Genomic DNA, 25,306 nt, shown 5'->3' on the forward strand with positions numbered 1-25,306 from the left:
CGTCGCGCTGCCGGATCGGCGCCGGTCTGGGAGGCTTGCCCGCATGAACACCTACGGGGGACGGCGTACGCAGGGCGAGCGGGACGCGATCACGGTCGAGATCGGATACGCGCTGTGCAGCGCGGTGTTCGCGGCGGCCGTGCTGTTCGGGGCCGTGGCGGGGCCGGCGTACCTCTTCGGCCTGCCGTCCGGCGTGCGGGGCCTGCTCGTCGGCTCGGGTGCGGTGCTGGCCGTGGTGGTGTTCTTCGTCCGTGTGGTGAGCGTGCTGGTCCGCTTCGCGCGCGGCGATCAGCCCAGCCAGCCCGGCCGCACCAACCCCGACTCGTAGGCCAGCACCACGAGTTGGGCCCGGTCGCGGGCGCCCAGCTTCACCATCGTGCGGCTGACGTGGGTCTTGGCGGTGAGGGGACTGACGACCAGACGCCTGGCGATCTCCTCGTTGGACAGGCCGATGCCGACCAGCGCCATCACCTCCCGTTCCCGCTCGGTCAGCCGGGCCAGTTCGCCGGCCGCCGCGGGCTCCTTGGAGCGGGCCGCGAACTCGGCGATCAGGCGGCGCGTCACCCCCGGCGAGAGCAGCGCGTCACCGTCCACCACCGCCCGTACGGCGCGCAGGAGTTCCTCGGGTTCGGTGTCCTTGACCAGGAAGCCGGAGGCACCGGAGCGGATCGCCTCGAAGACGTACTCGTCGAGTTCGAAGGTGGTGAGCATGACGACCTTCACGTCCCGCAGGCCGGCGTCCCCGGTGATCCGGCGGGTCGCGGCCAAGCCGTCGAGGAGGGGCATGCGGATGTCCATCAGGACGACGTCGGGGCGCAGTTCGCGGATCGCGCGCACCGCCTCCTCGCCGTCGGCGGCCTCACCGGCCACCTCGATGTCCGGCTGCGCGTCCAGCAGCGCCCGGAAGCCGGCCCGTACCAGTGACTGGTCGTCGGCGAGCAGTACGCGGATCACCGGTCCTCCTCCTTGAGGTGTCTGACGTGCCTGACAGCCTGGTCGCCCCTGACGGTCTGGTCGTCCCTGACGGCCTGGTCGTCCTTGCCTTCTCCGGCGTGCTTCACGTCGAGCGGCAGGGCGGCGAGCACCCGGAAGCCGCCGTCGGGGCGCGGGCCCGCCTCGATGGTGCCACCCAGCGCCGCCGCCCGCTCCCGCATCCCGGCCAGCCCGTTGCCGCTGCCGCCCGCCTCGGCGCCGGTCGCGGGACCGTCGTCGTCGACGCGCAGCCGCAGCGTGTTGCCGTCCCGGCCGACGTGCACGCGCGCGTGCCGCGAACCCGAGTGCCGTACGACGTTGGTGAGGGCCTCCTGGACGACACGGAACGCGGCCAGGTCGGCACCGGGCGAGAGCCGCGGCGGCTCCCCTTCGACCTCGACCGTGAGACCCGCGCTCGCCGCCTGCTCGACCAGTTCGGGAAGCCGGTCCAGCCCGGGGGCCGGCGCGCGGGGCGCGTCTCCAGGGGTGCGGAGCGTGTCGAGGACCTGGCGCACCTCGCCGAGCGCCTCCTTGCTCTTGGCCTTGATGGTGGTGAGCGCGGTGCGGGCCTGCTCGGGATCGGTGTCGAGGAGGGCGAGACCGACACCGGCCTGCACATTGATGACGGAGATGCTGTGGGCGAGGACGTCGTGCAGTTCGCGGGCGATCCGCAGCCGCTCCTCGTCCGCGCGCCGTCTGGCCGCCTGGGCCCGTTCGGCCCGCTCCCGCGCCCACTGCTCGCGCCGGGTCCGGGTCAGCTCCGACAGGGCCACGATGGCCACCACCCAGGTGGCGATCACGATCTCCTGGCCCCAGGACGCGGCCGAGTCCCCGGCCGGCGGCAGCCACCGGTAGAGCCAGTGCGTCAGCAGGGCCAGCCCGGCCCACATCGTCCCCATCGCCGCCCACGCGGCTCTGCGGTGCCCGGCGACGACGGCGCTGAAGCAGGCCACGGCGACCGCCACGAACACCGGCCCGTACGGGTATCCGACGAAGAGGTAGACGAGGGTGGTGGCCACCGTGCCGAACACCACGGGCACCGGATACCGCCGCCGCCACAGCAGCGCTGCTCCCGTCAGGATCAGCAGCACGCGCGCGAAGGGGCCCAGCGCGGCCCGCTCGCTCTCCTGGGCATGGGCGGCGAAGTTGGAGCCGACCAGGACGAACGCCGTGATCAACGCCGTGGAGCGCCAGGGCCACCGGGCGTGGTGCTCCTCCTCGCCCCGGTGGTTCCACCACGGGGGCCCGTGCCGCCACCACTGCGGCGGCCCGCTCCCGTGCTCGCGCTGTCCGTCCATGACCGCCACGCTAGACGCCGTGTGCCGCGGGCGACGTCACCCGCGCGTGGTGATCACACGTACTTCCGGCGGAGTACGCCTTCCCCGCCCGGGCCGCCCACCCCGCCCTGTCCGGGCCGTCCTCCCCGCCCGGGCCGGGCCGCCCTCCCCGCCCGGGCCGGGCCGGCGCCTCCTTCACCCCGAGGCGGCGCAGCGGTCGCGGCGCCCACCAGTTCGCGCGTCCCGCGAGCCGCATCGTCACCGGCAGCAGCACCACCCGGATGAGGGTGGCATCGACGAGGACCGTCAGGGCCGTGCCGATCCCCAGTTCCATCAGGAACACGACGCCGCTGGCGACGTACGACAAGAAGGGGCGCGAGGATGCCGACCGCGGCGGTGATCAGGGGCGCTGCGCCGGACGCCCTCGCCGACCGCGCGTACGGCCTCCCCGGTGCGCTCGCGCTCCTCCGTGACGCGCGCCGGCAGGAAGACCTCGTAGTCCATGGACAGGCCGTACGCCACGCAGAACATCAGCACCGGGATGCTGGGCTCGGAGGAACCGGTCGAGGTGAAGCCGAGCACCGATCTCGCGCGGAAGTCGTCTCCGGGCTGCGCCGCGCACTCGGCGACGGTACGCAGCCGGCGTGGACCGGGAGCGGCTACCGTCTCGCCGGGGTCCAGGCCGACGACCTGCGGCGGCGTCGGGAACCGGTGGCAAAGGCACTGGCCGCCCGCGACACCGGCGAGCTGCGCCGGGCCACTGAACCGGCCGGGCGGGCGGAGGAGGAGTCGTGGCACGGCGAGTTCACCGAGGGCCTCCAGGCGCCTCGGCGCCCGTGGTTCCGACCAGGGGCGGGGCCGAGGTCGAGAGCGAGGTCGGGGCCGCGGTCGCGGTCGCGGTCGGTTGAGAAACGCCGAGGCCCCCAGACCCCGACCCGCTACGGGAAGACCAGGCCCACCCCGTGGGCGAGCCGTTCCGCCGCGTGGCGGAAGAACGTCTCCCGGTCCTCCACGACCCGGTTGAACTGTCCGAACAGCTCGAACCCGATCAGCCCGAACAGCTCGGCCCAGGCCGCCACGAACGCCGCCACCGTCTCGGGTGGCAGGTCGGGGGCGAAATCCGCCGCCATCCGCTGGGCCTCGGGTCGCAGTTCGGCGGGCAACGGCGGCTTGGCGAGGCCCGGGCCCTGGTGTGCGTCGCGCACGATGCCCATGAACACGTGGGCCACCCGCGCGGCGGCCGGGATGGTGTCGTCGGGCGCGGTGTAACCGGGCACCGGCGAACCGTAGATCAGCGCGTACTCGTGGGGATGCGCCAGCGCCCACGCGCGCACCGCCTCGCACACCACGGTCCAGCGGCGGACGTGTCCGGCGCCGGCCGTCTCGCCAGCCGTCGCGTCGCCAGCCGTCTCGGCTGCCTCGGCTGCCTCGCCGAGCGAGTTGTAGGCGTCGATGATGAGGGCGGTCAGGAGGTCGTCGCGGCTGGGGAAGTAGCGGTAGAGGGCCGAGGACGCCATGCCCAGCTCGCGGGCCACCGCCCGCAGCGAGAGCTTGGCGGCACCTTCCGCAGCCAGCTGTCCGCGCGCCTCGTCCTTGATGGCGGCGGTGACCTCGATCCGGGCGCGGGCGCGGGCTCCCTTGGCGCCTTGTGCGGTGCTCATGCGAGCCAGTGTGCCAAAAGGAGAGCAGTGCACGCAATCACGATCGCCGCTCACAATCGAGAGCGCCGCTCTTGATTTGGAGCGCCGCTCTCATGCAGACTGACGACCAAGCGAGAGCACTGCTCACAAAAGTGATCGACGCTCTGCCTCATCCTTCGAGCAACCCTGGGGGCCCCATGTCCACGCACGTCCAGAAGCCCGGCTGGCTCACCGTCAACGTCCTCAACCGCACCGTGGCCTGGCTGACCCGCCGCGGCCTCAGCGTCTGGGGTTCCCGCGTCCTCGCGGTGCGCGGCCGCAAGAGCGGCCAGTGGCGCACCACGCCGGTGAACCTGCTGACCGTCGCCGGGCGGCAGTACCTGGTGGCCCCGCGCGGCCACGTCCAGTGGACCCACAACATGCGCGCGGCCGGCGGCGGCGAACTGCACCTCGGCAAGCACGTGGACGTGTTCACGGCCACCGAGATCGGCGACGACGACAAGCCGCTGCTCCTGCGCGCCTACCTCAAACGCTGGAAAGCGGAGGTAGGGGTCTTCTTCAACGGCGTCGGCCCCGACTCCCCCGAGGCGGAGCTGCGCCGCATCGCGCCCGACCACCCGGTGTTCCGGATCGAGATCAGGAAGTGACCTCGTCGCCGGCGGGGGCCGCGGCGCCCGGCACTCCTGCGGAGTCCCCCGCGCCCGCGGGCCGGCGGTCGATCGCCGCCAGTGCCCGCTGCGCCAGCGGATGGGCACGGACCAGCTCGCCCAGCGAGGTCGAACCCTGCGTGATGTCCTTGAACGCCTTCCAGGCCGGACGGAATCCGGTCAGCGCCGCGTGGAAAAGCCCCGGGCGCCGCTCGAACACCGCCAGCATCCGCTTGCCGACGCTCATCTCGACGCCGAGCCCGGCCTTGATGGCGAACGCGTAGTTCAAGGCCTGCTTGCGCGCGTCCACGGCGTCGTGCGCCTCGGAGATCCGCACCGCCCACTCCCCCGCGAGCCGCCCCGAGCGCAGCGCGAACGAGATCCCCTCACGCGTCCACGGCTCCAGCAGCCCCGCCGCGTCCCCGCACACCAGGACCCGGCCGCGCGACAGCGGCGAGTCGTCGGCACGGCAGCGCGTCAGGTGGCCGGAGGAGATGCTCGGTTCGAACCCGGCGAGCCCGAGCCGTCCGACGAAGTCCTCCAGGTACCGCTTGGTCGCCGCGCCCTCGCCGCGCGCCGAGATCACACCCACGGTCAGCGTGTCGCCCTTGGGGAAGACCCAGCCGTAACTGCCGGGCATCGGCCCCCAGTCGATGAGGACCCGCCCCTTCCAGTCCTCGGCGACCGTCTCCGGCACCGGGATCTCCGCCTCCAGGCCGAGATCGACCTGGTCGAGCTTGACCCCGACGTGCGCCCCTATCCGGCTGGCGCTGCCGTCCGCGCCGACGACGGCCCGCGCGAGCACCGTCTCTCCGCCCTGGAGGACGACGGCGACCGTGCGCCGGTCCGGCACCGCCGACCCGTGCTGCTCCACCCGTGTCACCGTCGCCCCGGTGCGCAGTTCGGCGCCTGCCTTCTGGGCGTGCTCGACGAGTTGCTGGTCGAACTCGGGCCGGTTGATCAGCCCGAACAGCATCTGCCGGGAGCGCCTGGTCCGGGTGAACCGCCCGTTGTTCGAGAACGTCACCGCGTGCACACGGTCCCGGAAGGGCAGTTCGAAGCCGGGCGGGAGAGTGTCGCGCGAGGGACCGATGATGCCTCCGCCGCACGTTTTGTAGCGGGGCAGGTCCGCCTTCTCCAGCAACAGCACGCGCCGCCCCGCGACCGCCGCCGCGTAGGCGGCCGAGGCCCCCGCGGGTCCCGCGCCCACCACGACCACGTCCCAGACCTGACGCGCGTCGTCCGCCGAAGAGTTCTCGCTGCTCACGATGGTCTACTGCTCCCAACAAACCGCATGCCGCACCTGACCCCCGCATCCTACGGCGGGCAACGCCGCAGGCCACTGTGGGAGGATCGGGCCTACCCATCCCAGTACTCGCCGTACTCCGGTACGCCGGTACTCCTCGGTACAACGTCGCACCCACAAGGAGCGTGCCCATGTCGTCGAATCCGGTCGCCGAGACCGTCTCTTCCCTGATGCCCAGGGCGAAGGAGGAGCTCACCGCGCTGGTGGCCTTCAAATCGGTGGCGGACTTCGACCAGTTCCCGCGCGGTGAGAGCGTGGGCGCGGCCAACTGGATAGCGGCCGCGCTGCGCGCCGAGGGCTTCCAGGACGTGGACCTGCTCGACACACCGGACGGCACCCAGTCGGTGTACGGGTACCTGCCCGGGCCCGAGGGCGCCAAGACGGTGCTGCTCTACGCCCACTACGACGTGCAGCCGCCGCTGGACGAGGCCGGCTGGACCACTCCGCCGTTCGAGCTCACCGAGCGCGGCGGCCGCTGGTACGGGCGCGGCGCGGCCGACTGCAAGGGCGGCGTGCTCATGCACCTGCTCGCGCTGCGCGCGCTGAAGGCGAACGGCGGTGTCCCGGTGCACGTCAAGGTGATCGCCGAGGGTTCGGAGGAGCAGGGCACGGGCGGCCTGGAGCGGTACGCCGAGCAGCACCCCGACCTGCTCGCCGCGGACACCATCGTCATCGGCGACGCGGGCAATTTCCGGGTCGGGCTGCCGACGGTCACCTCGACGCTGCGCGGCATGACCCTCGTCCGCGTGAAGGTCGACACGCTCGAGGGCAACCTGCACTCGGGCCAGTTCGGCGGCGCGGCCCCCGACGCGCTGGCCGCCCTGATCCGCGTACTGGACTCGCTGCGCGCCGAGGACGGTTCGACGACCGTCGACGGTCTGTCGGCGGACAGCCGGTGGGAGGGCCTGACGTACGACGAGGAGCAGTTCCGTCGGGACGCCCGGGTGCTGGACGGCGTGGAGCTGATCGGTTCCGGCTCGGTCGCCGACCGCATCTGGTCGCGCCCGGCCGTCACGGTGCTCGGCATCGACTGCCCGCCGGTCGTCGGCGCCACGCCGTCGGTGCAGGCGAGCGCCCGCGCTCTGATCAGCCTGCGGGTGCCGCCGGGCGTGGACGCCGCCGAGGCCACCAAGCTGCTCCAGGCCCACTTGGAGGCGCGTACGCCGTGGGGCGCCCGGGTGGGCGTCGAGCAGATCGGCCAGGGCCAGGCGTTCCGCGCGGACACCAGCAGCCCGGCGTACCAGGCGATGGCGGACGCGATGGCGGTGGCGTATCCGGGCGAGGAGATGCAGTACGCCGGCCAGGGCGGATCCATCCCGCTGTGCAACACCCTGGCGGCGCTCTACCCGCGGGCGGAGATCCTGCTCATCGGCCTGAGCGAGCCGGAGGCGCAGATCCACGCCGTGAACGAGAGCGTGTCCCCCGAGGAGTTGGAGCGGCTGTCGGTCGCGGAGGCGCTGTTCCTGCGCAACTACGCGGCGAGCTGAACCCGGCAGACTCCGGTTCTGCCGTCGGCAGAGGGGCCTCGCCACCCGGCGGGGCCCTGCCTACGGTCGTCCCATGGACGTCATCGAACTCCTCCCCCGCCTGCACCTGCTGCGCTTCCCGGTCGGCCAGGCCTACCTCTGGCGCGACGGTGACGACCTGACGCTGGTCGACGCCGGGCCGGCCGGGGCGGGCGAGCGCATCGCCGCCTCGGCCGGGACTCTCGGACGCGTACGGCGTGTCGTCCTCACCCACTTCCACGAGGATCACGTGGGCGGGGCTCAGGAGGTCGCCGCGCTCACCGGGGCAGAGGTGGTGGCGCACACGCTGGAGGCGCCGGTCGTACGGGGCGAGGTGCCGGGCCCGCCGCCCGCGTTCGAGGACTGGGAGCGCCCGCTGCACGCGGACGCCGTACGGCTGCTTCCGCAGGGCGGATTCGACCGGCCGGCGCGGGTGACCGAGGTGTCCGACGGCGATGTCCTGGACTTCGGCGGCGGGGCGCGCGTCGTCCACGCCCCGGGCCACACGGACGGCAGCCTCGGGCTGCATCTGCCGCGGCACGGCGTGCTGTTCACGGGGGACGCCGTCGCCGCGTCGCCGGTCGACGGCAGCGTCATGCTCGGTGTGTTCAACGTCGACCGGGACCGGGCCGTCGGTTCCTTCGGGCGGCTGGCCGGCCTCGACACGGAGGTGGCCTGCTTCGGTCACGGCGATCCGGTGACCGGCGGGGCCGGTGAGGCGCTCCGGGCATCGGCGCGGACCTACGGGGCGGTCGGCTGACGTCAGCCGACCGGGGTGCCCGCCTCCAGGTACAGTGCCGCGCCGCGTTCCCGGGCCCGCAGGGCCCAGCGCAGCCGCTCGTAGCGGACCGGGGGCAGCAGGCCGGCGGCCTCGTCCTCGCTGACGAAGCGCCAGTCGCGCAGCTCGGGGCCGGGCAGCAGCACGCGGGCGGCGTCCGCGGAGTCGAGCCGGCCGCCGTCGAAGAGCAGCCGCAACCCGCCGTAGCCGGGGGGTACGGGCGATTCCCAGTCGACGACCAGCAGGGCGGGCACGTCGGCGAGGCGGATCCCGGTCTCCTCGGCGACCTCGCGCATTCCGGCGCGGGCGGGGGCCTCGCCGGGTTCGACGACGCCGCCGGGGAACTCCCAGCCGGGCTTGTAGGTGGGGTCGACGAGCAGCACCCGGTCCCGCTCGTCGAAGAGCAGGACGCCGGCGGCGAGGGTCTCGGCGGTGGGCTCGGGCGTCTGCACGATGTCGCAGGCGGGCATGGCGCCGGTGCCGACGGCCTCGGCGATCCGGGTGGCGGCCTCGTACGGGGAGAGCGCGCCGGTGTCGATCGGGTGGGCGTCGGCGGTCAGCCAGGAGGCGAGTGCGGCGCGGTACGGCTCGATGTGGTCGTAGGACCACTGCCGTACACGTATCTCGCCGTCAGGCAGGTCCGCCGGTATCTCGCGGCCCGCTATACGCTCCCGCAGGATCGTTTCGGCCGGAGCGAGCAGGACGTGCCGGACCGCGATCCGGCGGGCGGCGAGGCCGCCGAAGATCTCGTCGCGGTACTCCTGCCGCAGCAGTGTCATGGGGACCACGAGGGTCCCACCGAGCTCGGCGAGCATCGCGGCCGCCGTGTCGGTCACCAGACGGCGCCAGATCGGCAGGTCCTGGAAGTCGCCGACCTCGGCGAGGCGTTTGGGCGGCAGCAGATGTGCGAGCGCTCCGCCGATGACCTCGGGGTCGAAGAGTGTGCTGTTCGGGATCAGTTCGATCAGTTCCCGGGCGGTGGTGGTCTTCCCCGCACCGAACGCGCCGTTGATCCAGACGACGGTCACAGGTCCCCCTCTTCTGTTGGCCCCCTGTGGCTTGCCCGCTCCACCCTGCCACGGAAACCAGGCCCAGTTGAGGGCCTACGACGGCGGCGCCGGCGTCCCCGGGGAGGGACACCGGCGCCGTGTGGTCCGGGTGGTGCGTGAGGGGCGTGCGTCAGCCCAGCTGCCCGAGGGCGTCGTCGTCCACGTGGAGGCTGTCGACGGCGACGGTGTCCTGGACGGTGCTGACGGTGTCCTCCACGTCGAGGTTGAGCGGGAGGTCGGCCGGGGCGGCGTGGGAGGGGCTGACGGCCGCGACGACGAAACCGGTGGCGAGGGACGCGATGGCGAGCATGCTGCGCTTCTTCATGCCTGCTTCAACTGCGCGACGGCGTCGGGGTCACGGGTACGGGTTCGGGTTCGGGTTCGGGCTCTGGAACGGGAACGGGAACGGGAACGGGACCGGGACCGACGGAGTCAGCCCGGCGCGCCCCGCGCGCACCCGTCCGCCCCGCACGGGCGGGCGCCGGCTCCCCCCAGCCCGATGCCGAGCACAGACACGACCCGACGCTCGGAGCACCACCCCACTCGCGCCCGGAGGATCGCCCGTGCTCGGCTCAGACCCGCACCGGGGTCGCGCCCGCCGTCCTCGTGAGTGCCGCCGCGGCCGCCCCCACCAGCCCCGCGTCCGTGCCCATCTGGGCGGGCACGACGGCCAGGCGCTGCACGAAGGACAGGGTCGCGTAGTCCGTCAGGGCCTTGCGCAGGGGGGCGAAGAGCACGTCGCCCGCCTTGCCGACGCCTCCGCCGACCACGGCGATGTCGATCTCGACGAGGGTCGCGGTGGCGGCGATGCCGGCGGCCAGTGCCTGCGCGGCCCGCTCGAAGGACGCCACGGCGACGGGGTCGCCCAGGCGGGCGGCGGCGGCGACCGCGGCGGCGGAGGTGTCGCCGTCCGGGCCGGGACGCCAGCCTCCGTCGAGGGCGCGCCGCGCGATGTTGGGGCCGCTCGCTATGCGCTCCACGCAGCCGCGCGCACCGCACGGGCACGGATCGCCGTCCAGGTCCACGCTGATGTGGCCGATGTGGCCCGCGTTGCCGGTCGGGCCGGGGTGCAGCCGGCCGCCCAGGACCAGACCGCCACCGACGCCCGTCGAGACCACCATGCACAGCGCGTTGTCGTGGCCGCGGGCGGCGCCCTGCCAGTGTTCGGCCGCCGTGATGGCCACGCCGTCGCCGATCAGCTCGACGGGCAGGCCGCCGGCGGCGTCGCGGACCCGCCGGACGAGCGGGTAGTCGCGCCAGCCGGGCACGTTCACCGGGCTGACCGTGCCGGCGGAGGCGTCCACCGGTCCTGCGCTGCCGATGCCGACGGCCGTCGCCCTCACCCACAGCGGCGACTCGGTCAGCTCCCCGAGCACCGCCTCGACGGCCCGCATCACGGTGTCGCCGTCCTCCCGGGCGGGCGTGGCGCGCTGCGCGCGCGCCTGGATGCGGCCGTGGCCGTCCACCAGCGCCCCGGCGATCTTGGTGCCGCCGATGTCCAGCGCTGCCACGAGGTCGGTGTGCATCAGAGTCGGATCTCCCCGTCGGACCGAAAAAAGCAAAAAATGACGAACCCAAGAGCGCGCAGCGGACCGACCCCGCGGTGGGGACGAGGGCCGGAGAGTGCGATGGACAGTGTCTCCCGCATCTGACAACGTTGTCCAGGCTCTATGCTCGACGCCACATCCTCATACAAACGCATGACCGACACATCCCCCGTGGACGACAGGAGCCGACGCACTCCCGTGGACGACAGGACAGGACACCGCACCGTGCCCGACACGCCCCGCCGCGCAGACCGCCTCCCCGGGAACCGTTACGGCAATCGCCCGACCATGAAGGACGTCGCCGCCCGGGCCGGGGTCGGTCTCAAGACCGTCTCCCGGGTGGTCAACGGGGAGCCGGGCGTCACCCCGGAGACCGAGCGCCGCGTCCAGGAGGCCATCGACGCGCTCGGCTTCCGCCGCAACGACAGCGCGCGAGTGCTCCGCAAGGGCAGCACCGCCAGCATCGGCCTGGTCCTGGAGGATCTGGCCGACCCCTTCTACGGGCCACTCAGCCGCGCCGTGGAGGAGGTGGCCCGCGCCCACGGCGCCCTGCTGATCAACGGGTCCAGCGCGGAGGACCCGGACCGCGAGCAGGAGCTGGTGCTGGCGCTGTGCGCGCGGCGCGTGGACGGGCTGGTGGTGATCCCCGCCGGGGACGACCACCGGTATCTGGAGCCGGAGCTCAAGGCGGGCGTCGCCACGGTGTTCGTGGACCGTCCGGCGGGGCAGATCGACGCGGACGTGGTGGTGTCCGACAACTTCGGCGGCGCCCGCGACGGCGTGGCGCACCTCATCGCGCACGGGCACCGCAGGATCGGTTTCATCGGCGACATGCCCCGCATCCACACCGCCGCCGAGCGGCTGCGCGGCTACCGGGCCGCCATGGAGGACGCCGGCATACCGGTGAAGGACTCCTGGATGTCCCTGGGCGTCACCGATCCCGTGCGGGTGCGCCGGGCGGCCGAGGAGATGCTCACCGACCCGCACCCGGTCACCGCGATCTTCACCGGCAACAACCGGGTGACGGTCACCGTGATCCGGGTCCTGACCGAGCACCCGCGCGGCGTCGCCCTGGTCGGCTTCGACGACATCGAGCTGGCCGACCTGCTCCAGCCGGGCGTCACCGTGGTCGCCCAGGACGCGGCGGCCCTCGGCCGCACCGCCGCCGAGCGGCTCTTCAGGCAACTGGACGGCTCCCTGGTCGCACCCGACCGCATCGAACTGCCGACCAGGCTGGTCACCCGGGGCTCGGGCGAGCTGCCACCGGCGGGCTGAGCGGCCCGTGTCGAAGCCACTGAGCGGGGGCCCTGCCCGGCCGCCCCGGCCCCCGGAGAGCGGCCGCGCGCCGGCGCACCCGACCGGCGAGGACCGGACGTTGCGGGCGCTCGGGCTGGCGGGGGTCCCGCGGGAGGAGCCGCTGCTGTATCCGGGCGCGTGGCCCCGGGAGTCGGGACTGCTGGACGGGGACCGGCTGCTGCCGCTGGACCGGCCGGTCCCCGAGGACGGGGACGGCAGGGTGCCCGTGCTCGCGATCGGCTCCAACGCCAGTCCGGGCCAGCTGCGGCACAAGATGGCCGAGTTCGGGATCGGCTCTCCGATCCCGATGGTCAGGACGCGGGTCACCGGCCTCGACATCGGTGTGTCCGCCCATGTGAGCCGTATGGGCTACGTGTCCGCCTCTCCGGTGGGCGCCCCGGGCGTCGCACGGGAGCTGTTCGTCCTGTGGCTCGACGCCGAGCAGCTGGCCGTGATCGACGCGAGCGAGGGCGTGCCGATGGCGTCCGGCAACTTCGACCGCGCCTGGCTCCCCGCACCGGCCGTACGTGTCGAGCCGCTGGACGGGGACGGCACGGTGCTGCGCGGCGCGTACGCCTACGTCAACCGCCACGGCGTCCTGCACGACGGCACCGGAGCGCCACGCCGGCACCCGGGCGACCAGCGCGTCCTGATCACCGAGCTGCTCCAGGGGTCGGCCCGGCTGCGGGAGCTGTTCGGGGCGACGCCCGAGGAGTTCTGCGCGCGGGCGCGGGCCGACCGGCGGCTGTGCGCGCGGGGGACGCGGCTGTTCGCCGAGGAGAAGCGGGTGACGGAGTCCGGCCTGGAGCGGTACGTGCGCTCCGGCCGGACCGGCGAGCCCCTCCCCCGCTCGTAGGGCCCGCCGTTGGATCAGGCCGGCGTCGCGGGGCGGCTCCGCCGGCAGGCGCCGCCCCGCGCAGCCGACCTGACCCGAACAACAGGCCCCAGTCGCCGCCTACTGCGCCGATGCCGTGAGGTCGCCGCGCCGCGGGGACGAGAAGCCCTCCAGGTCGGCGCGGGTCAGGCCGGTCAGCCGGGCGACCTCGCCGATGTCGAGGGCGCCGCAGTCCAGGCCGCGCAGCAGGTAGCCGCTGAGGGCCTTCGCGGTGGCGGGCTCGTCCATGACGTCGCCGCCGGTGCGGTTGGCGTAGCGGGCGAGGCGGGCGGCGGCCTGCTCGAAGCCCTCCCGGTAGAAGGCGAAGACCGCCGCGTACCGGGTGGGGATGTGGCCGGGGTGCATGTCCCAGCCCTGGTAGTAGGCGCGGGCGAGGGCGCGGCGGGTGAGGCCGAAGTGCAGGCGCCAGGCGTCGTGGACCTTCGCGGTGGGGCCGACCGGCAGGACGTTGGTGGAGCCGTCGGAGACGCGTACGCCGGTGCCGGCGGCGGCGACCTGCATGATCGCCTTGGCGTGGTCGGCGGCCGGGTGGTCGCTGGCCTGGTACGCGGCGGAGACGCCGAGGCAGGCGCTGTAGTCGAAGGTGCCGTAGTGCAGTCCGGTGGCGCGGCCCTCGGCGGCCTGGATCATGCGGGCGACGGCGGCGGTGCCGTCGGCGGCCAGGATCGACTGGCTGGTCTCGATCTGGATCTCGAAGCCGATCCGGCCGGGCTCCAGGCCGCGCGCCTTCTCGAACGCCTCCAGGAGCCGCACCATGGCGGTGACCTGCTCGGCGTAGGTCACCTTCGGCAGGGTGAGGACCAGCCCGTCCGGGAGGCCGCCGGCCTCCATCAGGCCGCTGAGGAAGACGTCGAGCGTACGGATGCCACGGGCGCGCACCGGGGCCTCCATGCACTTCATGCGGATGCCCATGTACGGGGCCGCCGTGCCCTGTTCATACGCCTCGGCGATCAGCCGGGCGGCGCGGGCGGCGGACTCGTCCTCCTCGGCGTCCGTGCGGTTGCCGTAGCCGTCCTCGAAGTCGACGCGGAGGTCCTCGATCGGCTCGCGCTCCAGCTTGGCGCGTACGCGGCCGTACACGGGCTCGGCGAGGTCGTCGGCGAGGCCGAGGACGGCGGCGAAGGAGGCGGCGTCGGGGGCGTGTTCGTCGAGGGCGGCGAGCGCCTGGTCGCCCCAGGAGCGGATCGTGTCGGCGGCGAAGACGTCACCGGGGACGTAGACGGTGTGGACGGGCTGCCGGGTGCCCGGGTCTCCGGGGTAGCGGCGCTCCAGCTCCGCGTCGACCGGCGCGAGGGAGGCACTGATCTCCTCGCCGACGCCGCCCGCGAGACTCGTCGCCACCTTCTCCTGCTGACCCATCCCACACCCTCCTGTTTTCCGCTGAACGGAATCAATAATCCGTAGAGCGAAGTTATCTGCCGGTCTCTCGCCGGTCAACACCATCCTGCGCAGACGCCGAGGCCCCCGCGACCAGGAAGGACGGTCGCGGGGGCCTCGGCCGGTGCTGCGAGTCGATGTCAGCCCTTGCGGGTCTTGACTTCCTCGGTGAGCTGCGGGACGACGTCGAAGAGGTCGCCGACGACGCCGTAGTCGACCAGCTCGAAGATCGGGGCCTCGGCGTCCTTGTTGATCGCCACGATCGTCTTCGAGGTCTGCATGCCCGCACGGTGCTGGATCGCGCCCGAGATGCCGGAGGCGATGTACAGCTGCGGCGAGACGGACTTGCCGGTCTGGCCGACCTGGTTGGTGTGCGGGTACCAGCCCGCGTCCACCGCGGCACGCGAGGCGCCGACGGCCGCGCCGAGCGAGTCGGCGAGCGCCTCGATGATCGCGAAGTTCTCCGCGCCGTTGACGCCACGGCCGCCGGAGACGACGATCGCGGCCTCGGTCAGCTCGGGACGGCCGGTCGACTCGCGCGGCGTGCGCGAGGTGACCTTGGTGCCGGTCGCGGCGGCGGAGAAGGACACCGACAGGGCCTCGACCGCACCGGCGGCCGGGGCCGGCTCGACGGCCGCGCTGTTCGGCTTGACCGTGATGACCGGGGTGCCCTTGGAGACGCGGGACTTGGTGGTGAAGGCGGCGGCGAACACCGACTGCGTGGCCACCGGACCCTCGTCACCGGCCTCCAGGTCGACGGCGTCGGTGATGATGCCGGAGCCCAGGCGCAGCGCCAGGCGGGCGGCGATCTCCTTGCCCTCGGCGGAGGAGGGGACCAGCACGGCGGCCGGGGAGACGGCCTCGACGGCGGCCTGGAGGGCGTCCACCTTGGGAACGACCAGGTAGTCGGCGTACTCGGCGGCCTCGTGGGTCAGGACCTTGACCGCGCCGTGCTCGGCGAGCGCGGCGGCGGTGTCACCGGCACCGGCACCCAGAGCCACGGCGACGGGCTCGCCGACGCGGCGGGCGAGGGTCAGCAGCTCCAGGGTGGGCTTGCGGACGGCACCGTCCACGTGGTCGACGTAGACGAGAACTTCAGCCATGGGACTTCTTCTCTCCTGCTTGCGAGATGTGAGGGGCGGTCAGCGGAACCAGCGGGGCTCAGATGAACTTCTGGCCCGCGAGGAACTCGGCGAGCTGCTTGCCGCCCTCGCCCTCGTCCTTGACGATGGTGCCCGCGGTGCGCGCCGGGCGCTCGGTCGCGGAGTCGACCTTGGTGTAGGCGTTCTCCAGGCCGACCTCGTCCTCGTCGATGTCGAGGTCGGAGAGGTCCCAGGACTCCACCGGCTTCTTCTTGGCCGCCATGATCCCCTTGAAGGAGGGGTAACGCGCCTCGCCCGACTGGTCGGTGACCGACACGACGGCCGGGAGGGAGGCCTCCAGCTGCTCCGTGGCGGCGTCGCCGTCGCGGCGGCCCTTCACGGTGCCGCCCTCGACCGACACCTCGGACAGCAGCGTCACCTGCGGCACGCCAAGGCGCTCCGCGAGCAGCGCCGGTACGACGCCCATGGTGCCGTCGGTGGAGGCCATGCCGGAGACGACCAGGTCGTAGCCGGCCTTCTCGACGGCCTTGGCCAGGACCAGGGAGGTGCCGATGGCGTCGGTGCCGTGCAGGTCGTCGTCCTCGACGTGGATCGCCTTGTCCGCGCCCATGGACAGCGCCTTGCGCAGCGCGTCCTTCGCGTCCTCCGGACCCACCGTCAGGACGGTGATCTCCACGTCGTCGTCGGAGTTCTCCGAGATCTGCAGCGCCTGCTCGACCGCGTACTCGTCCAGCTCGGAGAGCAGACCGTCCACGTCGTCCCGGTCGACGGTCAGGTCATCGGCGAAGTGCCGGTCGCCAGTGGCGTCGGGCACGTACTTCACAGTGACAACGATCCTCAAGCTCACGCCGGCTCTCCTACTGCGTCGACATTTCAGTGCTGCCTCTTGCAGGCAGCATAGGCGCCCCAAGCGGCCGATCCCGGTCGGAGCGACCCGCGCTCCGCCCGGAATATTACTCGTCAGTACATCCAGTTCCTGCCCGCTAAGCAAGCGCTTTGAACTGTGACCTTCGCAACGCAGCGTAACCGGAACCCGACGGCTTCGCGGAAGCGCCCCCCGGTGAGCGGTCAGCCGCGCAGAGCGTTGTAACGCCCCTGGTGGTACAGCAGGGGACTGCCGGCACCCGTGGGGTCACCGAGGAGTACCTCGGCCAGCACGATGCGGTGGTCCCCCGCGGGAACGCGGCCGACGACGCGGCACACGAGCCAGGCGAGGACGCCGTCCAGTACCGGCACGCCCCCGGGGCCCTCGCACCAGACGGTCGGCGCCGCGAAACGGTCGGCGCCGCTGCGGGCGAAGGTGGCCGCCAGGTCCTCCTGGTGGTCGCCGAGCAGGTGGACGCCGACGTACTCGGCCTCGGACACCGCGGGCCAGCTGGAGGAGCCGGTCCCGATGCCGAACGAGAGCAGCGGCGGCTCGGCGGAGACGGAGGTGAGGGAGGTGGCCGTGAAACCGACCGGGCCCGTGTCACCGCGGGCGGTGATCACGGCGACCCCGGCCGCGTGCCGCCGGAAGGCGGACCGCAGCAGGTCGGCGGTGGCGAGCCGCGACGCGGCGACGTCGGGTGTGGCCGTCATACGGAGTGTCCTTCTGCGTTGCGCCTCGGTCCGGGGAGCTGGGAGCGAGGGCCTAGGGGCAGGCTGACGACGGGTGGCACACACAGTCAAATACGTCCTGGGTCGTGGAGGCTGTGGAGAACGCCTCACGGGTGACGTGGCGGTGGTCACACCGCCACGCCCAGTGCGGCGATCACGTCCGCCTTGCGCGGCTGCCCGACGGCGCGCCGCACGACACGGCCGTCGGCGTCGAGAACCAGCACGGTCGGGGTCTTGAGCACGCCGAGTGCGCGGACCAGCTCCAGGCGGGCCTCGGCGTCGATCTCGACGTGGGTGACGCCGGGGACCATGTCGGCCACCTCACCGAGGACCCGCCGGGTGGCCCGGCAGGGGGCGCAGAAGGCGCTGGAGAACTGCACGAGCGTGGCGCGGGCGCCGAGCTCCGCGCCCAGGTCGGCCGCGGCGAGCCGGGGGCCGGAGGTGTCGAGCCGTTCGCCTTCGTCCTGCTCGCGCACCCGTTCGCCCCTGTTCCGCCGCCACCGCGGCACTCCTGGACGCGCGCGACACGCGCGCCACCGGTCCGGTCGTTCCCAGGTACAGCGTTCACGGGGCGCCCGGGATTCCCGGCTCACCGTCGCGTTTCGGCCACGAATCGGCCGACGAAGTGATGAGGATCTCGCCGCGGGCGGGCACCAAGGCTGGTACACCGGCCGTTCTTGGGGCACGATCTGCGACATGCCGTAAACCTACGGCTGCGTAACTTTCGACTGGGAGCCCCCTTCCCAGGCTGACAAGGAAGGGTCCGACCCGCCCATGGCAGAACTCGCCTACCGCCCGGCCATCGGTCTCGCCCGCACCCTGTTCAAGGTGTGGGACCTCAAGATCGACTGTCAGGGTTCGGAGAACATCCCGCGCTCGGGCGGCGCCGTGCTGGTGAGCAACCACATCAGCTACCTGGACTTCATCTTCGACGGCCTGGCGGCGCTGCCCCAGAAGCGGCTGGTGCGCTTCATGGCGAAGGAGTCGGTCTTCCGCCACCGGGTCTCCGGTCCGCTGATGCGCAACATGAAGCACATCCCGGTGGACCGCAAGCAGGGCGAGGCGGCGTACGCGCACGCCCTGGACTCGCTGCGGTCCGGCGAGATCGTCGGCGTCTTCCCGGAGGCCACGATCTCCGAGTCGTTCACGCTGAAGAGCTTCAAGTCGGGCGCCGCGCGCCTGGCGCAGGAGGCGGGCGTCCCGCTGGTCCCGATGGCGCTGTGGGGCACGCAGCGGCTGTGGACCAAGGGCCACCCGCGCAACTTCAAGCGCAGCCACATCCCGATCACGATCCGGGTCGGCGAGGCGATGGAGGCCTCCCGCGAGCAGTACGCGGGCGCCATCACCCGTCGGCTGCGCGGGCGGGTGCAGGAGCTGCTGGAGGCCGCGCAGCGCGCCTACCCGGTGCGGCCCAAGGGGGCGGACGACACCTGGTGGATGCCGGCCCATCTCGGAGGCACCGCCCCGACGCAGGAGCAGCTGCGCACGGCCGAGGCCCGCTGAGCCGAGCGCGTCACAGGGCCGGCGGCAGCGTCGCCCACAGGTGGGCCCGGTCGACGGCCGCCTTCAGCACCTCCAGCACGGTCGGGTGCGGCGCGGCGTACAGGTCCGGGCAGTCCGCCTCACCGGCCGCGGCGTCCGGCGTGAAGGCCAGCTGCTCCCGCTCCAGGGAGAACTGCGCGTTCACGCCGGGTTTGTTGCCGCGCGGGTCCTGCCGGTGCCAGGCACCGTTGAACCGTACGGCGACCAGCCCGTGCACCACGTCGAACCGCTGGTAGCACAGGGCGGTCGGGATGTCCTCGGCCCGCAGCAGCGCGGTCAGCGCGTGGGCCTTGGCATAGCAGATGCCGGTGCGCTGCTCCAGGACGTCGGAGGCGCGCCAGGTGACACGGGGGTCACCTGAGTCCTGTGAGTGCGGGATGGTGTCGCGCACGAACTCGAAGGCCAGCCGCGCATAGGCATACGAGTCCTCCGCGTCTGCGGCAAGCCGCCCGGCCACCTCCCGTACGCGTGGGTGATGGTGGTCGATGACCTCGTCGGCGGCCAAGTAGGCGGACAGGTCAGGGGATTTCTGGATCAGCTCCATGACCGCAGAGCATAGGAAAGCGATCACCCGTCAGTCAATGACTTTTCAGGTGACCGCATACCTATGCACAGAGCGGGAGATCCGTCAGCGTGCCATCTCCTCCTTGAGGGCGGCGACGAACGCGTCGACGTCGTCCTCGGCGGTGTCGAAGGCGCACATCCAGCGCACGTCGCCGGCGGCCTCGTCCCAGAAGTAGAAGCGGAACCGCTTCTGAAGGCGCTCGCTCACCTCGTGCGGCAGGCGGGCGAAGACCGCGTTGGCCTGCACCGGGTAGAGGATCTCCACGCCGTGCACGGCGCGCACGCCCTCGGCCAGGCGCTTGGCCATCTCGTTGGAGTGCCGGGCGTTGCGCAGCCACAGGTCCTTGGCGAGCAGCGCCTCCAGCTGCACCGACACGAAGCGCATCTTGGAGGCGAGCTGCATCGACAGCTTGCGCAGGTGCTTCATGTGGCGCACGGCGTCCTGGTTGAGGACCACGACCGCCTCGCCGAACAGGGCGCCGTTCTTGGTGCCGCCGAGGGAGAGCAGGTCCACGCCGACCGCGTTGGTGAACGTGCGCATGGGCACGTCCAGGGAGGCGGCGGCGTTGGCTATCCGGGAGCCGTCCAGATGCACCCTCATGCCGTGCGCGTGGGCGTGCTCGCAGATGGCGCGGATCTCGTCGGGCGTGTAGAGCGTGCCCAGCTCGGTGCTCTGGGTGATCGAGACGACCTGCGGCATCGCGCGGTGCTCGTCGTCCCAGCCGTACGCCTGCCGGTCGATCAGGTCGGGCGTGAGCTTGCCGTCGGGGGTGGGGACGGTGAGCAGCTTCAGGCCGCCCATGCGCTCGGGGGCGCCGCCCTCGTCGACGTTGATGTGCGCGCTCTCGGCGCAGATCACCGCACCCCAGCGGTCGGTGACCGCCTGGAGTGCGACGACGTTGGCGCCGGTGCCGTTGAAGACCGGGAACGCCTCGGCGCCGGAGCCGAAGTGGCCGCGGATCACGCGCTGGAGATTCTCGGTGTACTCGTCCTCGCCGTACGCGACCTGGTGCCCGCCGTTGGCCAGGGCCAGCGCGGCGAGCACCTCGGGGTGCGCGCCGGCGTAGTTGTCACTGGCGAAACCGCGGACCTCGGGGTCGTGATGGCGACGCGCGTCGGTCTTCGGGGGGTTCACGGCTTCTCGGTCAGCCACAGACGGTTTCCGTTCACTTCCGCGGCGGGCTTCTCCCAGACTCCGGCGACGGCCTCGGCGAGGTCACGCACGTCCGTGAAGCCCGCGAACTTCGCGTTGGGGCGCTCGGCGCGCATCGCGTCGTGCACCAACGCCTTGACCACCAGGATCGCAGCCGCGGACGTCGGCCCGTGCTCGCCCCCCGCCTTGCGGAAGAAGTCCGCCATGGCCAGCGTCCAGGCCTCGGCGGCGGCCTTGGCCGCCGAGTAGGCGGCGTTGCCCGCGGTGGGGTTGCTCGCGCCGGCGGCGCTGATCAGGACGTAGCGGCCGCGGTCGCTGCGCTGGAGCGCCTCGTGGAAGGCGAGGGAGGTGTGCTGCACGGTGCGGATCAGCAGCTTCTCCAGGAGGTCCCAGTCGCCGAGGTCGGTCTTGGTGAAGGTCTGGCTGCCGCGCCAGCCGCCGACGAGGTGGACCACGCCGTCGACCCGGCCGAACTCCTTCTCGATGCGGTCGGCCCAGGCCCGGGTGGAGTCCAGGTCGAGCAGGTCGACCGTCTCGCCGGTGACGGTGGCGCCGCCGTGCGCGTAGCGCGCCGCGTCCACCGCCTCGGCCAGTCGCTCCGGGTCGTTGTCGGAGCCGACGACCGTCGCGCCCGCCTCGGCGAGCCGCAGCAGCGCGGCCCGTCCGGCGGGCCCGCCCGCTCCGGCCACCGCGATCACCGCGCCGTCGAGCGTCCCGTTCCCCATGGTCCTCGCCTCCCGAGCCTGTGCTGCCTGCTGAGCCTGTTCCCGCGTGCCGGTGCCGTCGCTCACGCGGCGGCCCGCTCGGCGCCGTCCGCCGTCGCCGTGATGCCGCGGGTCGAGGCGATCACGTTCTTGAGCTTCTTGGACAGTGCCTCGTAGAACATGCTCAGCGGAAACTCGTCCGGAAGCACGTCATCGACGAGTTTGCGCGGCGGCAGGGTCAGGTCCAGGGCGTCGGGGCCCTTGGCCCACTTCGAGCCCGGGTGCGGGGCGAGGTACGTGGAGACCAGCTCGTACCCGGCGAACCAGTGCACGATCTTGGGGCGGTCGATGCCGTCCCGGTAGAGCTTCTCGATCTCGGCGCACAGCTCATTGGTGACCTGCGGGGCGCGCTGCCAGTCGATGAACAGCTTGTTGTCGGTCCAGCGCACGACGTCGTGCTTGTGCAGGTAGGCGAAGAGGAGCTGGCCGCCCAGACCGTCGTAGTTGCGTACGCGCTCGCCGGTGACCGGGAAGCGGAACATGCGGTCGAAGAGGACCGCGTACTGCACGTCACGGGCCTGCGGCACGCCCTCGTCCGCCAGCTTCACGGCCTCCTTGAAGGCGGTGAGGTCGCAGCGCAGCTCCTCCAGGCCGTACATCCAGAACGGCTGCCGCTGCTTGATCATGAAGGGGTCGAAGGGCAGGTCGCCGTGGCTGTGGGTGCGGTCGTGGACCATGTCCCACAGGACGAAGGCCTCCTCGCAGCGCTTCTGGTCGTGCACCATCGCGGCGACGTCCTCGGGCAGCTCCAGGCCCAGGATGTCGACGGCGGCCTCGGTGACGCGGCGGAAGCGGGCGGCCTCGCGGTCGCAGAAGATGCCGCCCCAGGAGAAGCGCTCGGGCGCCTCGCGCACGGCGATGGTCTCCGGGAAGAGGACGGCGGAGTTGGTGTCGTAGCCGGCCGTGAAGTCCTCGAAGGTGATGCCGCAGAAGAGCGGGTTGTCGTAGCGGGTGCGCTCCAGTTCGGCCAGCCAGTCGGGCCAGACCATGCGCAGCACGACCGCTTCGAGGTTGCGGTCCGGGTTGCCGTTCTGCGTGTACATCGGGAAGACGACCAGGTGCTGGAGGCCGTCCGCGCGGCTCGCGGCGGGCTGGAAGGCCAGCAGCGAGTCGAGGAAGTCGGGCACCTGGAAACCGCCGTCGGCCCAGCGGCCGAGGTCCGTCACCAGGGCCTCGTGGTAGGCACGGTCGTGCGGCAGGAGCGGGGACAGCTCCTCGACGGCGCCGGCGACACGGCGTACGGCGTCCTCGGCGGCGGACCGGTCGGGGGCGCCCTCGGCGTCGAAGTCGATCGACCCGTCCTTGGACTGCCATGGCCGGATCCGCTCCACGGCATCCTTGAGCACGGGCCACGCCGGGTGCTCCACCACCCTGCTCGCCGGAGGAATATTCTCCTCCACACCCACCTGCACAAGAATTTCCGTCATGTCCCATCCTCCACGGGAGAAGCTCGCGTCAGGACACCGTATGCATACGAGGTTTCTCCCAGCAAGGGGCACCTCCGTAAATTATCCTGCCCGACCCTGCCATTCACCGCATTTTTTCCTGCGGGATGCTGGAGTCCGGATACCAGGCGCGGCAGAGGGGAAACGGTCCCGCAGGGCCGTTAGGCTGCCGCCCTGCCATCGCCGACGTCGACGGAAGCGAGTCGAGCCTTGAACTTCCTCACCATCGGTCACCGTGGAGTGATGGGTGTCGAACCAGAGAACACCCTGCGTTCCTTCGTCGCCGCCGAGCGGGCCGGCCTCGACGTCGTCGAACTGGACCTGCACCTGAGCAAGGACGGCGCGCTCGTCGTCATGCACGACGCGGACGTGGACCGCACCACCGACGGCACGGGCGCGATCGCCGAGCAGACCCTCGAGGAGCTGCGCGCGCTGGACGCGGGCCGCGGGGAGCGGGTCCCGGTCTTCGAGGAGGTACTGGACTCCGTTTCGGTGCCGTTGCAGGCCGAGATCAAGGACACGGCGGCCGCGCGGAAGCTCGCCGAGGTGATGCGCCGGCGGGACCTGGTGGACCGGGTGGAGGTGATCTCGTTCCACGACGAGGCCATCGTCGAGATCGCCCGGCTGGTGCCCGGGGTGCGCACCGCCCTGGTCGCGCAGTACTACGGCCCCGAGGTCGTGGACCGTGCCGTCGAGGCCGGCGCCGGCACCCTGTGCCTGGACATCAACCGGATCACGCTGGAGATCGTGGAGCGGGCCCGCAAGGCGGGTCTGCGGGTCTTCTGCTGGACGGTGAACACCCAGGACCACCTGCGGCTGGTGCGCGCTCTCGGCCTGGACGGCGCCACGACCGACTACCCGGAGATCAAACGCACCGGCCGCTTCACCGCGTGAGCGTCACGGCGGACAGCACGGTGGACATCACGCCAGCGGCTTGACCAGCAGCTCGAACTGGAGGTCGGCGCGCTGCGGGATGCCGAAGCGCTCGTCGCCGTACGGGAACGGGGTCATCTCTCCCGTACGGCGGTAGCCGCGGCGTTCGTACCAGGCGATGAGGTCCTCGCGCACCGAGATCACGGTCATGTGCATCTCCGTCACGCCCCACGCCTCGCGGGCCCAGCGCTCCGCCTCCGCGATGACCGTCTTGCCCAGTCCCTCGCCCTGGAGCGCCGGGCTCACGGCGAACATCCCGAAGTAGGCGTGCGCCCCGCGGTGCTCCAGCTGGCAGCAGGCCACGATCCCGCCGTCCCGCTCGACCGTCAGCAGGCGGCTGTCCGGCGACTTGACGACCTCCAGCACACCCTCCGGGTCCGTGCGCTGTCCCTGGAGGATGTCGGCCTCCGTGGTCCACCCGGCGCGGCTGGCATCCCCGCGGTACGCGGACTCTATGAGCGCGACGATCCCCTCCACGTCGGCGTCGGTGGCGTCGCGGTAGATCAGTGGGCTGGCGGCGGTGTCCATGTGGGGCGTCTCCGGTTCGTTCTGGACGGTTCGTTGTCGACGGTCGGGTTCTCGGCGGTTCGCTCTCGGGCGCGGCGCGGGCACCGATGAGAGTAACGCCGCCGGTAGCCTCGGGACGCATGGTGCACGTACTCAGCAGCCGGATCCTGCTCCGCCCCACCGACCCCGACCGCTCCCGCGCCTTCTACGGCGAGCTGCTCGGTCTCGCCGTCCACCGGGAGTTCGGCACCGGGCCCGAGCGGGGCACCGTCTACTTCCTCGGTGGCGGCTTCCTGGAGGTCTCCGGCCGCTCCGAGGCGCCGCTCAGCCCCGCGCTGAAGCTGTGGCTCCAAGTGGCGGACGCGGCGGCGGCCCACGACGAACTGCGCGCGAAGGGCGTCGAGATCGTCCGGCCGCCGGTCCAGGAACCGTGGGGGCTGGTGGAGATGTGGATCGCGGACCCGGACGGCACGCGGATCGTGCTGGTGGAGGTGCCGGCGGACCATCCGCTGCGCTATCGGCCCGGGATCTGAGCCACCGGGCGGTACGTGCCGGATGGCCGAGGTCCGGGCCCGGCCTTAGCGTGCTGGAGGGGGACGGACGGTCCGGCTCTGCGGAAGGACGCCCCACGCGATGAAGCTCCATGAACCGGTGACCGGCGGGCCCTGCTGGGCCGAGCTGGGGACCAGCGATCTGGCAGCGGCCAAGCGGTTCTACACCAAGCTGTTCGGCTGGCGCCCCGAGACGGACTCCCGGCACCAGGCGGGCGGCTACACGATCGCGCGCCTCGGCGACGCGGCGGTCGCCGCCCTGACGCCGCTGTACCAGCCGGCGCAGCCGGTCGCGTGGAGCGTGTCGTTCGCCGTGCGCGACGCGGACGACGCCGTCCGGCAGGTGACCGCGGCCGGCGGAGCGGTCCCGCAGGGCCCCACGGACGTCTTCGACTCGGGCCGCTTCGTGGTGGCCGCCGATCCGACCGGCGCGGTGTTCCAGCTGTGGGAGCCACGCTCCTTCCCGGGGGCCGGGCTGTTCAACGCGCCCGGCTCGTTGGGCTGGGTGGAGCTGCTGACCCGGGAGCCGGACCGGGCCTCCGACTTCTACACCACGGTGTTCGGCTGGAGCGTCACCACCTCGGACCGCTACCCGCAGTGGGGGATCGGCGGGGCGGACTTCGGCGGCATGGTGACGATGGACGAGAAGTTCCCGCACGAGGTGCCGGCGCACTGGCTGCCGTACTTCGCGGTGGCGGACGTGAACACCGCCGCGGTCGACACGACCGACAGCGGCGGCACCGTGCTCATGGAACCCACCTCGCCTCCCGAGGGGCCGCGCATCGCGGTACTGCGCGACCCGCAGGGCGCGATGTTCGGCGTGTACCGGGCGGGCGACGAGCGCTGAGACGGTTTCTGC

At 72.4% G+C, this 25,306-nt stretch carries 28 protein-coding genes; 10 read left to right on the forward strand and 18 right to left on the reverse strand.

From position 1 onward, the window contains the following. Nucleotides 1-43: 43 nt before the first annotated feature. Nucleotides 44-328 (forward strand): DUF6332 family protein, encoded by a 285-nt coding sequence (locus ACIQ6R_RS12340; RefSeq protein ID WP_404220654.1) that lies wholly within the window; start codon nt 44-46, stop codon nt 326-328. Here ACIQ6R_RS12340 and ACIQ6R_RS12345 read toward each other — a convergent pair. The 4 genes from ACIQ6R_RS12345 to ACIQ6R_RS12360 form a co-directional block, all read right to left on the reverse strand. Further along, entirely contained in the window at nt 289-954 is a 666-nt protein-coding gene (locus ACIQ6R_RS12345; protein ID WP_404220657.1) for a response regulator, read from the reverse strand. The two genes, ACIQ6R_RS12340 and ACIQ6R_RS12345, sit on opposite strands and share 40 nt — an antisense overlap. Continuing rightward, on the reverse strand, nt 951-2,270 hold the full coding sequence (locus ACIQ6R_RS12350; RefSeq protein ID WP_404220660.1) for a histidine kinase: 1,320 nt from the start codon (nt 2,268-2,270) through the stop codon (nt 951-953). Before ACIQ6R_RS12350 ends, ACIQ6R_RS12345 begins: the two co-directional genes overlap by 4 nt. A 10-nt stretch (nt 2,271-2,280) precedes the next feature. Next, nucleotides 2,281-2,616 (reverse strand): hypothetical protein, encoded by a 336-nt coding sequence (locus tag ACIQ6R_RS12355; RefSeq protein WP_404220662.1) that lies wholly within the window; start codon nt 2,614-2,616, stop codon nt 2,281-2,283. A gap of 571 nt (nt 2,617-3,187) precedes the next feature. Then, entirely contained in the window at nt 3,188-3,910 is a 723-nt protein-coding gene (locus ACIQ6R_RS12360; RefSeq protein ID WP_404220664.1) for a TetR/AcrR family transcriptional regulator, read from the reverse strand. A gap of 176 nt (nt 3,911-4,086) precedes the next feature. Here ACIQ6R_RS12360 and ACIQ6R_RS12365 point away from each other — a divergent pair, with 176 nt between their 5' ends. Next, entirely contained in the window at nt 4,087-4,536 is a 450-nt protein-coding gene (locus tag ACIQ6R_RS12365) for a nitroreductase family deazaflavin-dependent oxidoreductase (RefSeq protein WP_404180360.1), read from the forward strand. Here the strand turns inward: ACIQ6R_RS12365 and ACIQ6R_RS12370 are convergent. Further along, nucleotides 4,526-5,803, reverse strand: coding sequence for a geranylgeranyl reductase family protein (locus ACIQ6R_RS12370; protein WP_404180363.1), 1,278 nt, complete (start codon nt 5,801-5,803; stop codon nt 4,526-4,528). The genes ACIQ6R_RS12365 and ACIQ6R_RS12370 overlap by 11 nt on opposite strands. 170 nt (nt 5,804-5,973) lie before the next feature. On the opposite strand from ACIQ6R_RS12370, the gene ACIQ6R_RS12375 reads away from it, so the two are divergent. Then, nucleotides 5,974-7,329: a dipeptidase gene (locus ACIQ6R_RS12375; RefSeq protein ID WP_404220667.1), complete on the forward strand. Its 1,356-nt coding sequence runs from the start codon at nt 5,974-5,976 to the stop codon at nt 7,327-7,329. A 73-nt stretch (nt 7,330-7,402) separates the two neighbouring features. After that, complete coding sequence (locus ACIQ6R_RS12380; RefSeq protein WP_404220669.1) at nt 7,403-8,107, forward strand: MBL fold metallo-hydrolase; 705 nt, start codon at nt 7,403-7,405, stop codon at nt 8,105-8,107. Nucleotides 8,108-8,109: 2 nt separating this feature from the next. Here the strand turns inward: ACIQ6R_RS12380 and ACIQ6R_RS12385 are convergent, their stop codons facing one another. The 3 genes from ACIQ6R_RS12385 to ACIQ6R_RS12395 form a co-directional block, all read right to left on the reverse strand. After that, nucleotides 8,110-9,153: an NUDIX domain-containing protein gene (locus tag ACIQ6R_RS12385; protein ID WP_404180371.1), complete on the reverse strand. Its 1,044-nt coding sequence runs from the start codon at nt 9,151-9,153 to the stop codon at nt 8,110-8,112. 151 nt (nt 9,154-9,304) lie between these two features. Next, entirely contained in the window at nt 9,305-9,499 is a 195-nt protein-coding gene (locus ACIQ6R_RS12390) for a hypothetical protein (RefSeq protein ID WP_404180374.1), read from the reverse strand. A 247-nt stretch (nt 9,500-9,746) separates the two neighbouring features. After that, on the reverse strand, nt 9,747-10,700 hold the full coding sequence (locus ACIQ6R_RS12395) for an ROK family protein (RefSeq protein ID WP_404220671.1): 954 nt from the start codon (nt 10,698-10,700) through the stop codon (nt 9,747-9,749). A gap of 219 nt (nt 10,701-10,919) precedes the next feature. Between ACIQ6R_RS12395 and ACIQ6R_RS12400 the strand changes: the two genes are divergently transcribed. Both ACIQ6R_RS12400 and ACIQ6R_RS12405 read left to right on the forward strand, forming a co-directional pair. After that, on the forward strand, nt 10,920-11,996 hold the full coding sequence (locus tag ACIQ6R_RS12400) for a LacI family DNA-binding transcriptional regulator (RefSeq protein ID WP_404220673.1): 1,077 nt from the start codon (nt 10,920-10,922) through the stop codon (nt 11,994-11,996). 100 nt (nt 11,997-12,096) lie between these two features. Then, the gene (locus ACIQ6R_RS12405; RefSeq protein ID WP_404221361.1) at nt 12,097-12,873 is read left to right on the forward strand and encodes a hypothetical protein; all 777 of its coding nucleotides are present in this window, start codon (nt 12,097-12,099) and stop codon (nt 12,871-12,873) included. 99 nt (nt 12,874-12,972) lie between these two features. Here ACIQ6R_RS12405 and ACIQ6R_RS12410 read toward each other — a convergent pair whose 3' ends face one another. The 5 genes from ACIQ6R_RS12410 to ACIQ6R_RS12430 all read right to left on the reverse strand — a co-directional run bounded on the left by ACIQ6R_RS12410 (nt 12,973) and on the right by ACIQ6R_RS12430 (nt 17,497). After that, nucleotides 12,973-14,271 carry a DUF6986 family protein gene (locus ACIQ6R_RS12410; protein WP_404220675.1) on the reverse strand — a complete coding sequence of 433 codons (1,299 nt, stop codon included), beginning with the start codon at nt 14,269-14,271 and terminating at the stop codon, nt 12,973-12,975. A 158-nt stretch (nt 14,272-14,429) separates the two neighbouring features. Next, nucleotides 14,430-15,392 (reverse strand): electron transfer flavoprotein subunit alpha/FixB family protein, encoded by a 963-nt coding sequence (locus ACIQ6R_RS12415; RefSeq protein WP_404180385.1) that lies wholly within the window; start codon nt 15,390-15,392, stop codon nt 14,430-14,432. 58 nt (nt 15,393-15,450) lie between these two features. Beyond that, a complete protein-coding gene (locus ACIQ6R_RS12420; RefSeq protein WP_404180388.1) occupies nt 15,451-16,239 on the reverse strand; it encodes an electron transfer flavoprotein subunit beta/FixA family protein in 789 nt (262 codons plus the stop codon). Between the two features lie 221 nt (nt 16,240-16,460). Then, nucleotides 16,461-16,970, reverse strand: coding sequence for a flavin reductase family protein (locus tag ACIQ6R_RS12425; RefSeq protein ID WP_404220677.1), 510 nt, complete (start codon nt 16,968-16,970; stop codon nt 16,461-16,463). A gap of 146 nt (nt 16,971-17,116) precedes the next feature. Continuing rightward, complete coding sequence (locus tag ACIQ6R_RS12430) at nt 17,117-17,497, reverse strand: TlpA family protein disulfide reductase (protein ID WP_404220679.1); 381 nt, start codon at nt 17,495-17,497, stop codon at nt 17,117-17,119. 265 nt (nt 17,498-17,762) lie between these two features. Between ACIQ6R_RS12430 and ACIQ6R_RS12435 the strand changes: the two genes are divergently transcribed. Next, the gene (locus ACIQ6R_RS12435) at nt 17,763-18,491 is read left to right on the forward strand and encodes a lysophospholipid acyltransferase family protein (protein WP_337305044.1); all 729 of its coding nucleotides are present in this window, start codon (nt 17,763-17,765) and stop codon (nt 18,489-18,491) included. Nucleotides 18,492-18,501: 10 nt separating this feature from the next. Here ACIQ6R_RS12435 and ACIQ6R_RS12440 read toward each other — a convergent pair whose 3' ends face one another. The 4 genes from ACIQ6R_RS12440 to ACIQ6R_RS12455 all read right to left on the reverse strand — a co-directional run bounded on the left by ACIQ6R_RS12440 (nt 18,502) and on the right by ACIQ6R_RS12455 (nt 22,438). Next, nucleotides 18,502-19,074, reverse strand: coding sequence for a transglutaminase family protein (locus ACIQ6R_RS12440; RefSeq protein ID WP_404220681.1), 573 nt, complete (start codon nt 19,072-19,074; stop codon nt 18,502-18,504). A gap of 84 nt (nt 19,075-19,158) precedes the next feature. Beyond that, a complete protein-coding gene (locus tag ACIQ6R_RS12445; RefSeq protein WP_404180400.1) occupies nt 19,159-20,229 on the reverse strand; it encodes a threonine aldolase family protein in 1,071 nt (356 codons plus the stop codon). Further along, nucleotides 20,226-20,972, reverse strand: coding sequence for an SDR family NAD(P)-dependent oxidoreductase (locus ACIQ6R_RS12450; protein WP_404180403.1), 747 nt, complete (start codon nt 20,970-20,972; stop codon nt 20,226-20,228). Before ACIQ6R_RS12450 ends, ACIQ6R_RS12445 begins: the two co-directional genes overlap by 4 nt. Before the next feature lie 62 nt (nt 20,973-21,034). Beyond that, nucleotides 21,035-22,438, reverse strand: a complete 1,404-nt coding sequence (locus tag ACIQ6R_RS12455; protein ID WP_404220684.1) for a DUF6421 family protein — start codon at nt 22,436-22,438, stop codon at nt 21,035-21,037. A gap of 228 nt (nt 22,439-22,666) precedes the next feature. Between ACIQ6R_RS12455 and ACIQ6R_RS12460 the strand changes: the two genes are divergently transcribed. Then, entirely contained in the window at nt 22,667-23,350 is a 684-nt protein-coding gene (locus ACIQ6R_RS12460) for a glycerophosphodiester phosphodiesterase (protein WP_404180408.1), read from the forward strand. Nucleotides 23,351-23,377: 27 nt separating this feature from the next. Here ACIQ6R_RS12460 and ACIQ6R_RS12465 read toward each other — a convergent pair whose 3' ends face one another. Beyond that, nucleotides 23,378-23,917 carry a GNAT family N-acetyltransferase gene (locus ACIQ6R_RS12465; protein ID WP_404180411.1) on the reverse strand — a complete coding sequence of 180 codons (540 nt, stop codon included), beginning with the start codon at nt 23,915-23,917 and terminating at the stop codon, nt 23,378-23,380. Between the two features lie 119 nt (nt 23,918-24,036). Between ACIQ6R_RS12465 and ACIQ6R_RS12470 the strand changes: the two genes are divergently transcribed. Then, nucleotides 24,037-24,429: a VOC family protein gene (locus tag ACIQ6R_RS12470; protein WP_404220686.1), complete on the forward strand. Its 393-nt coding sequence runs from the start codon at nt 24,037-24,039 to the stop codon at nt 24,427-24,429. A 100-nt stretch (nt 24,430-24,529) separates the two neighbouring features. Further along, complete coding sequence (locus tag ACIQ6R_RS12475) at nt 24,530-25,294, forward strand: VOC family protein (RefSeq protein WP_404220688.1); 765 nt, start codon at nt 24,530-24,532, stop codon at nt 25,292-25,294. Nucleotides 25,295-25,306 lie beyond the last annotated feature (12 nt).

The organism is Streptomyces sp. NPDC096048 (genome assembly GCF_044763415.1).
Taxonomy (GTDB): Bacteria; Actinomycetota; Actinomycetes; order Streptomycetales; family Streptomycetaceae; genus Streptomyces.

Bases quoted from the DNA above. Each gene is read 5' to 3' on its own strand.
- ACIQ6R_RS12435 (WP_337305044.1), top strand. From the start codon at position 17,763: ATGGCAGAACTCGCCTACCGCCCGGCCATCGGTCTCGCCCGCACCCTG.
- ACIQ6R_RS12365 (WP_404180360.1), top strand. From the start codon at position 4,087: ATGTCCACGCACGTCCAGAAGCCCGGCTGGCTCACCGTCAACGTCCTC.
- ACIQ6R_RS12465 (WP_404180411.1), bottom strand. From the start codon at position 23,917: ATGGACACCGCCGCCAGCCCACTGATCTACCGCGACGCCACCGACGCC.
- ACIQ6R_RS12375 (WP_404220667.1), top strand. From the start codon at position 5,974: ATGTCGTCGAATCCGGTCGCCGAGACCGTCTCTTCCCTGATGCCCAGG.
- ACIQ6R_RS12440 (WP_404220681.1), bottom strand. From the start codon at position 19,074: ATGGAGCTGATCCAGAAATCCCCTGACCTGTCCGCCTACTTGGCCGCC.
- ACIQ6R_RS12415 (WP_404180385.1), bottom strand. From the start codon at position 15,392: ATGGCTGAAGTTCTCGTCTACGTCGACCACGTGGACGGTGCCGTCCGC.
- ACIQ6R_RS12450 (WP_404180403.1), bottom strand. From the start codon at position 20,972: ATGGGGAACGGGACGCTCGACGGCGCGGTGATCGCGGTGGCCGGAGCG.
- ACIQ6R_RS12475 (WP_404220688.1), top strand. From the start codon at position 24,530: ATGAAGCTCCATGAACCGGTGACCGGCGGGCCCTGCTGGGCCGAGCTG.
- ACIQ6R_RS12395 (WP_404220671.1), bottom strand. From the start codon at position 10,700: ATGCACACCGACCTCGTGGCAGCGCTGGACATCGGCGGCACCAAGATC.
- ACIQ6R_RS12425 (WP_404220677.1), bottom strand. From the start codon at position 16,970: ATGACGGCCACACCCGACGTCGCCGCGTCGCGGCTCGCCACCGCCGAC.
- ACIQ6R_RS12410 (WP_404220675.1), bottom strand. From the start codon at position 14,271: ATGGGTCAGCAGGAGAAGGTGGCGACGAGTCTCGCGGGCGGCGTCGGC.
- ACIQ6R_RS12350 (WP_404220660.1), bottom strand. From the start codon at position 2,270: ATGGACGGACAGCGCGAGCACGGGAGCGGGCCGCCGCAGTGGTGGCGG.
- ACIQ6R_RS12360 (WP_404220664.1), bottom strand. From the start codon at position 3,910: ATGAGCACCGCACAAGGCGCCAAGGGAGCCCGCGCCCGCGCCCGGATC.
- ACIQ6R_RS12340 (WP_404220654.1), top strand. From the start codon at position 44: ATGAACACCTACGGGGGACGGCGTACGCAGGGCGAGCGGGACGCGATC.
- ACIQ6R_RS12470 (WP_404220686.1), top strand. From the start codon at position 24,037: ATGGTGCACGTACTCAGCAGCCGGATCCTGCTCCGCCCCACCGACCCC.
- ACIQ6R_RS12390 (WP_404180374.1), bottom strand. From the start codon at position 9,499: ATGAAGAAGCGCAGCATGCTCGCCATCGCGTCCCTCGCCACCGGTTTC.
- ACIQ6R_RS12380 (WP_404220669.1), top strand. From the start codon at position 7,403: ATGGACGTCATCGAACTCCTCCCCCGCCTGCACCTGCTGCGCTTCCCG.
- ACIQ6R_RS12455 (WP_404220684.1), bottom strand. From the start codon at position 22,438: ATGACGGAAATTCTTGTGCAGGTGGGTGTGGAGGAGAATATTCCTCCG.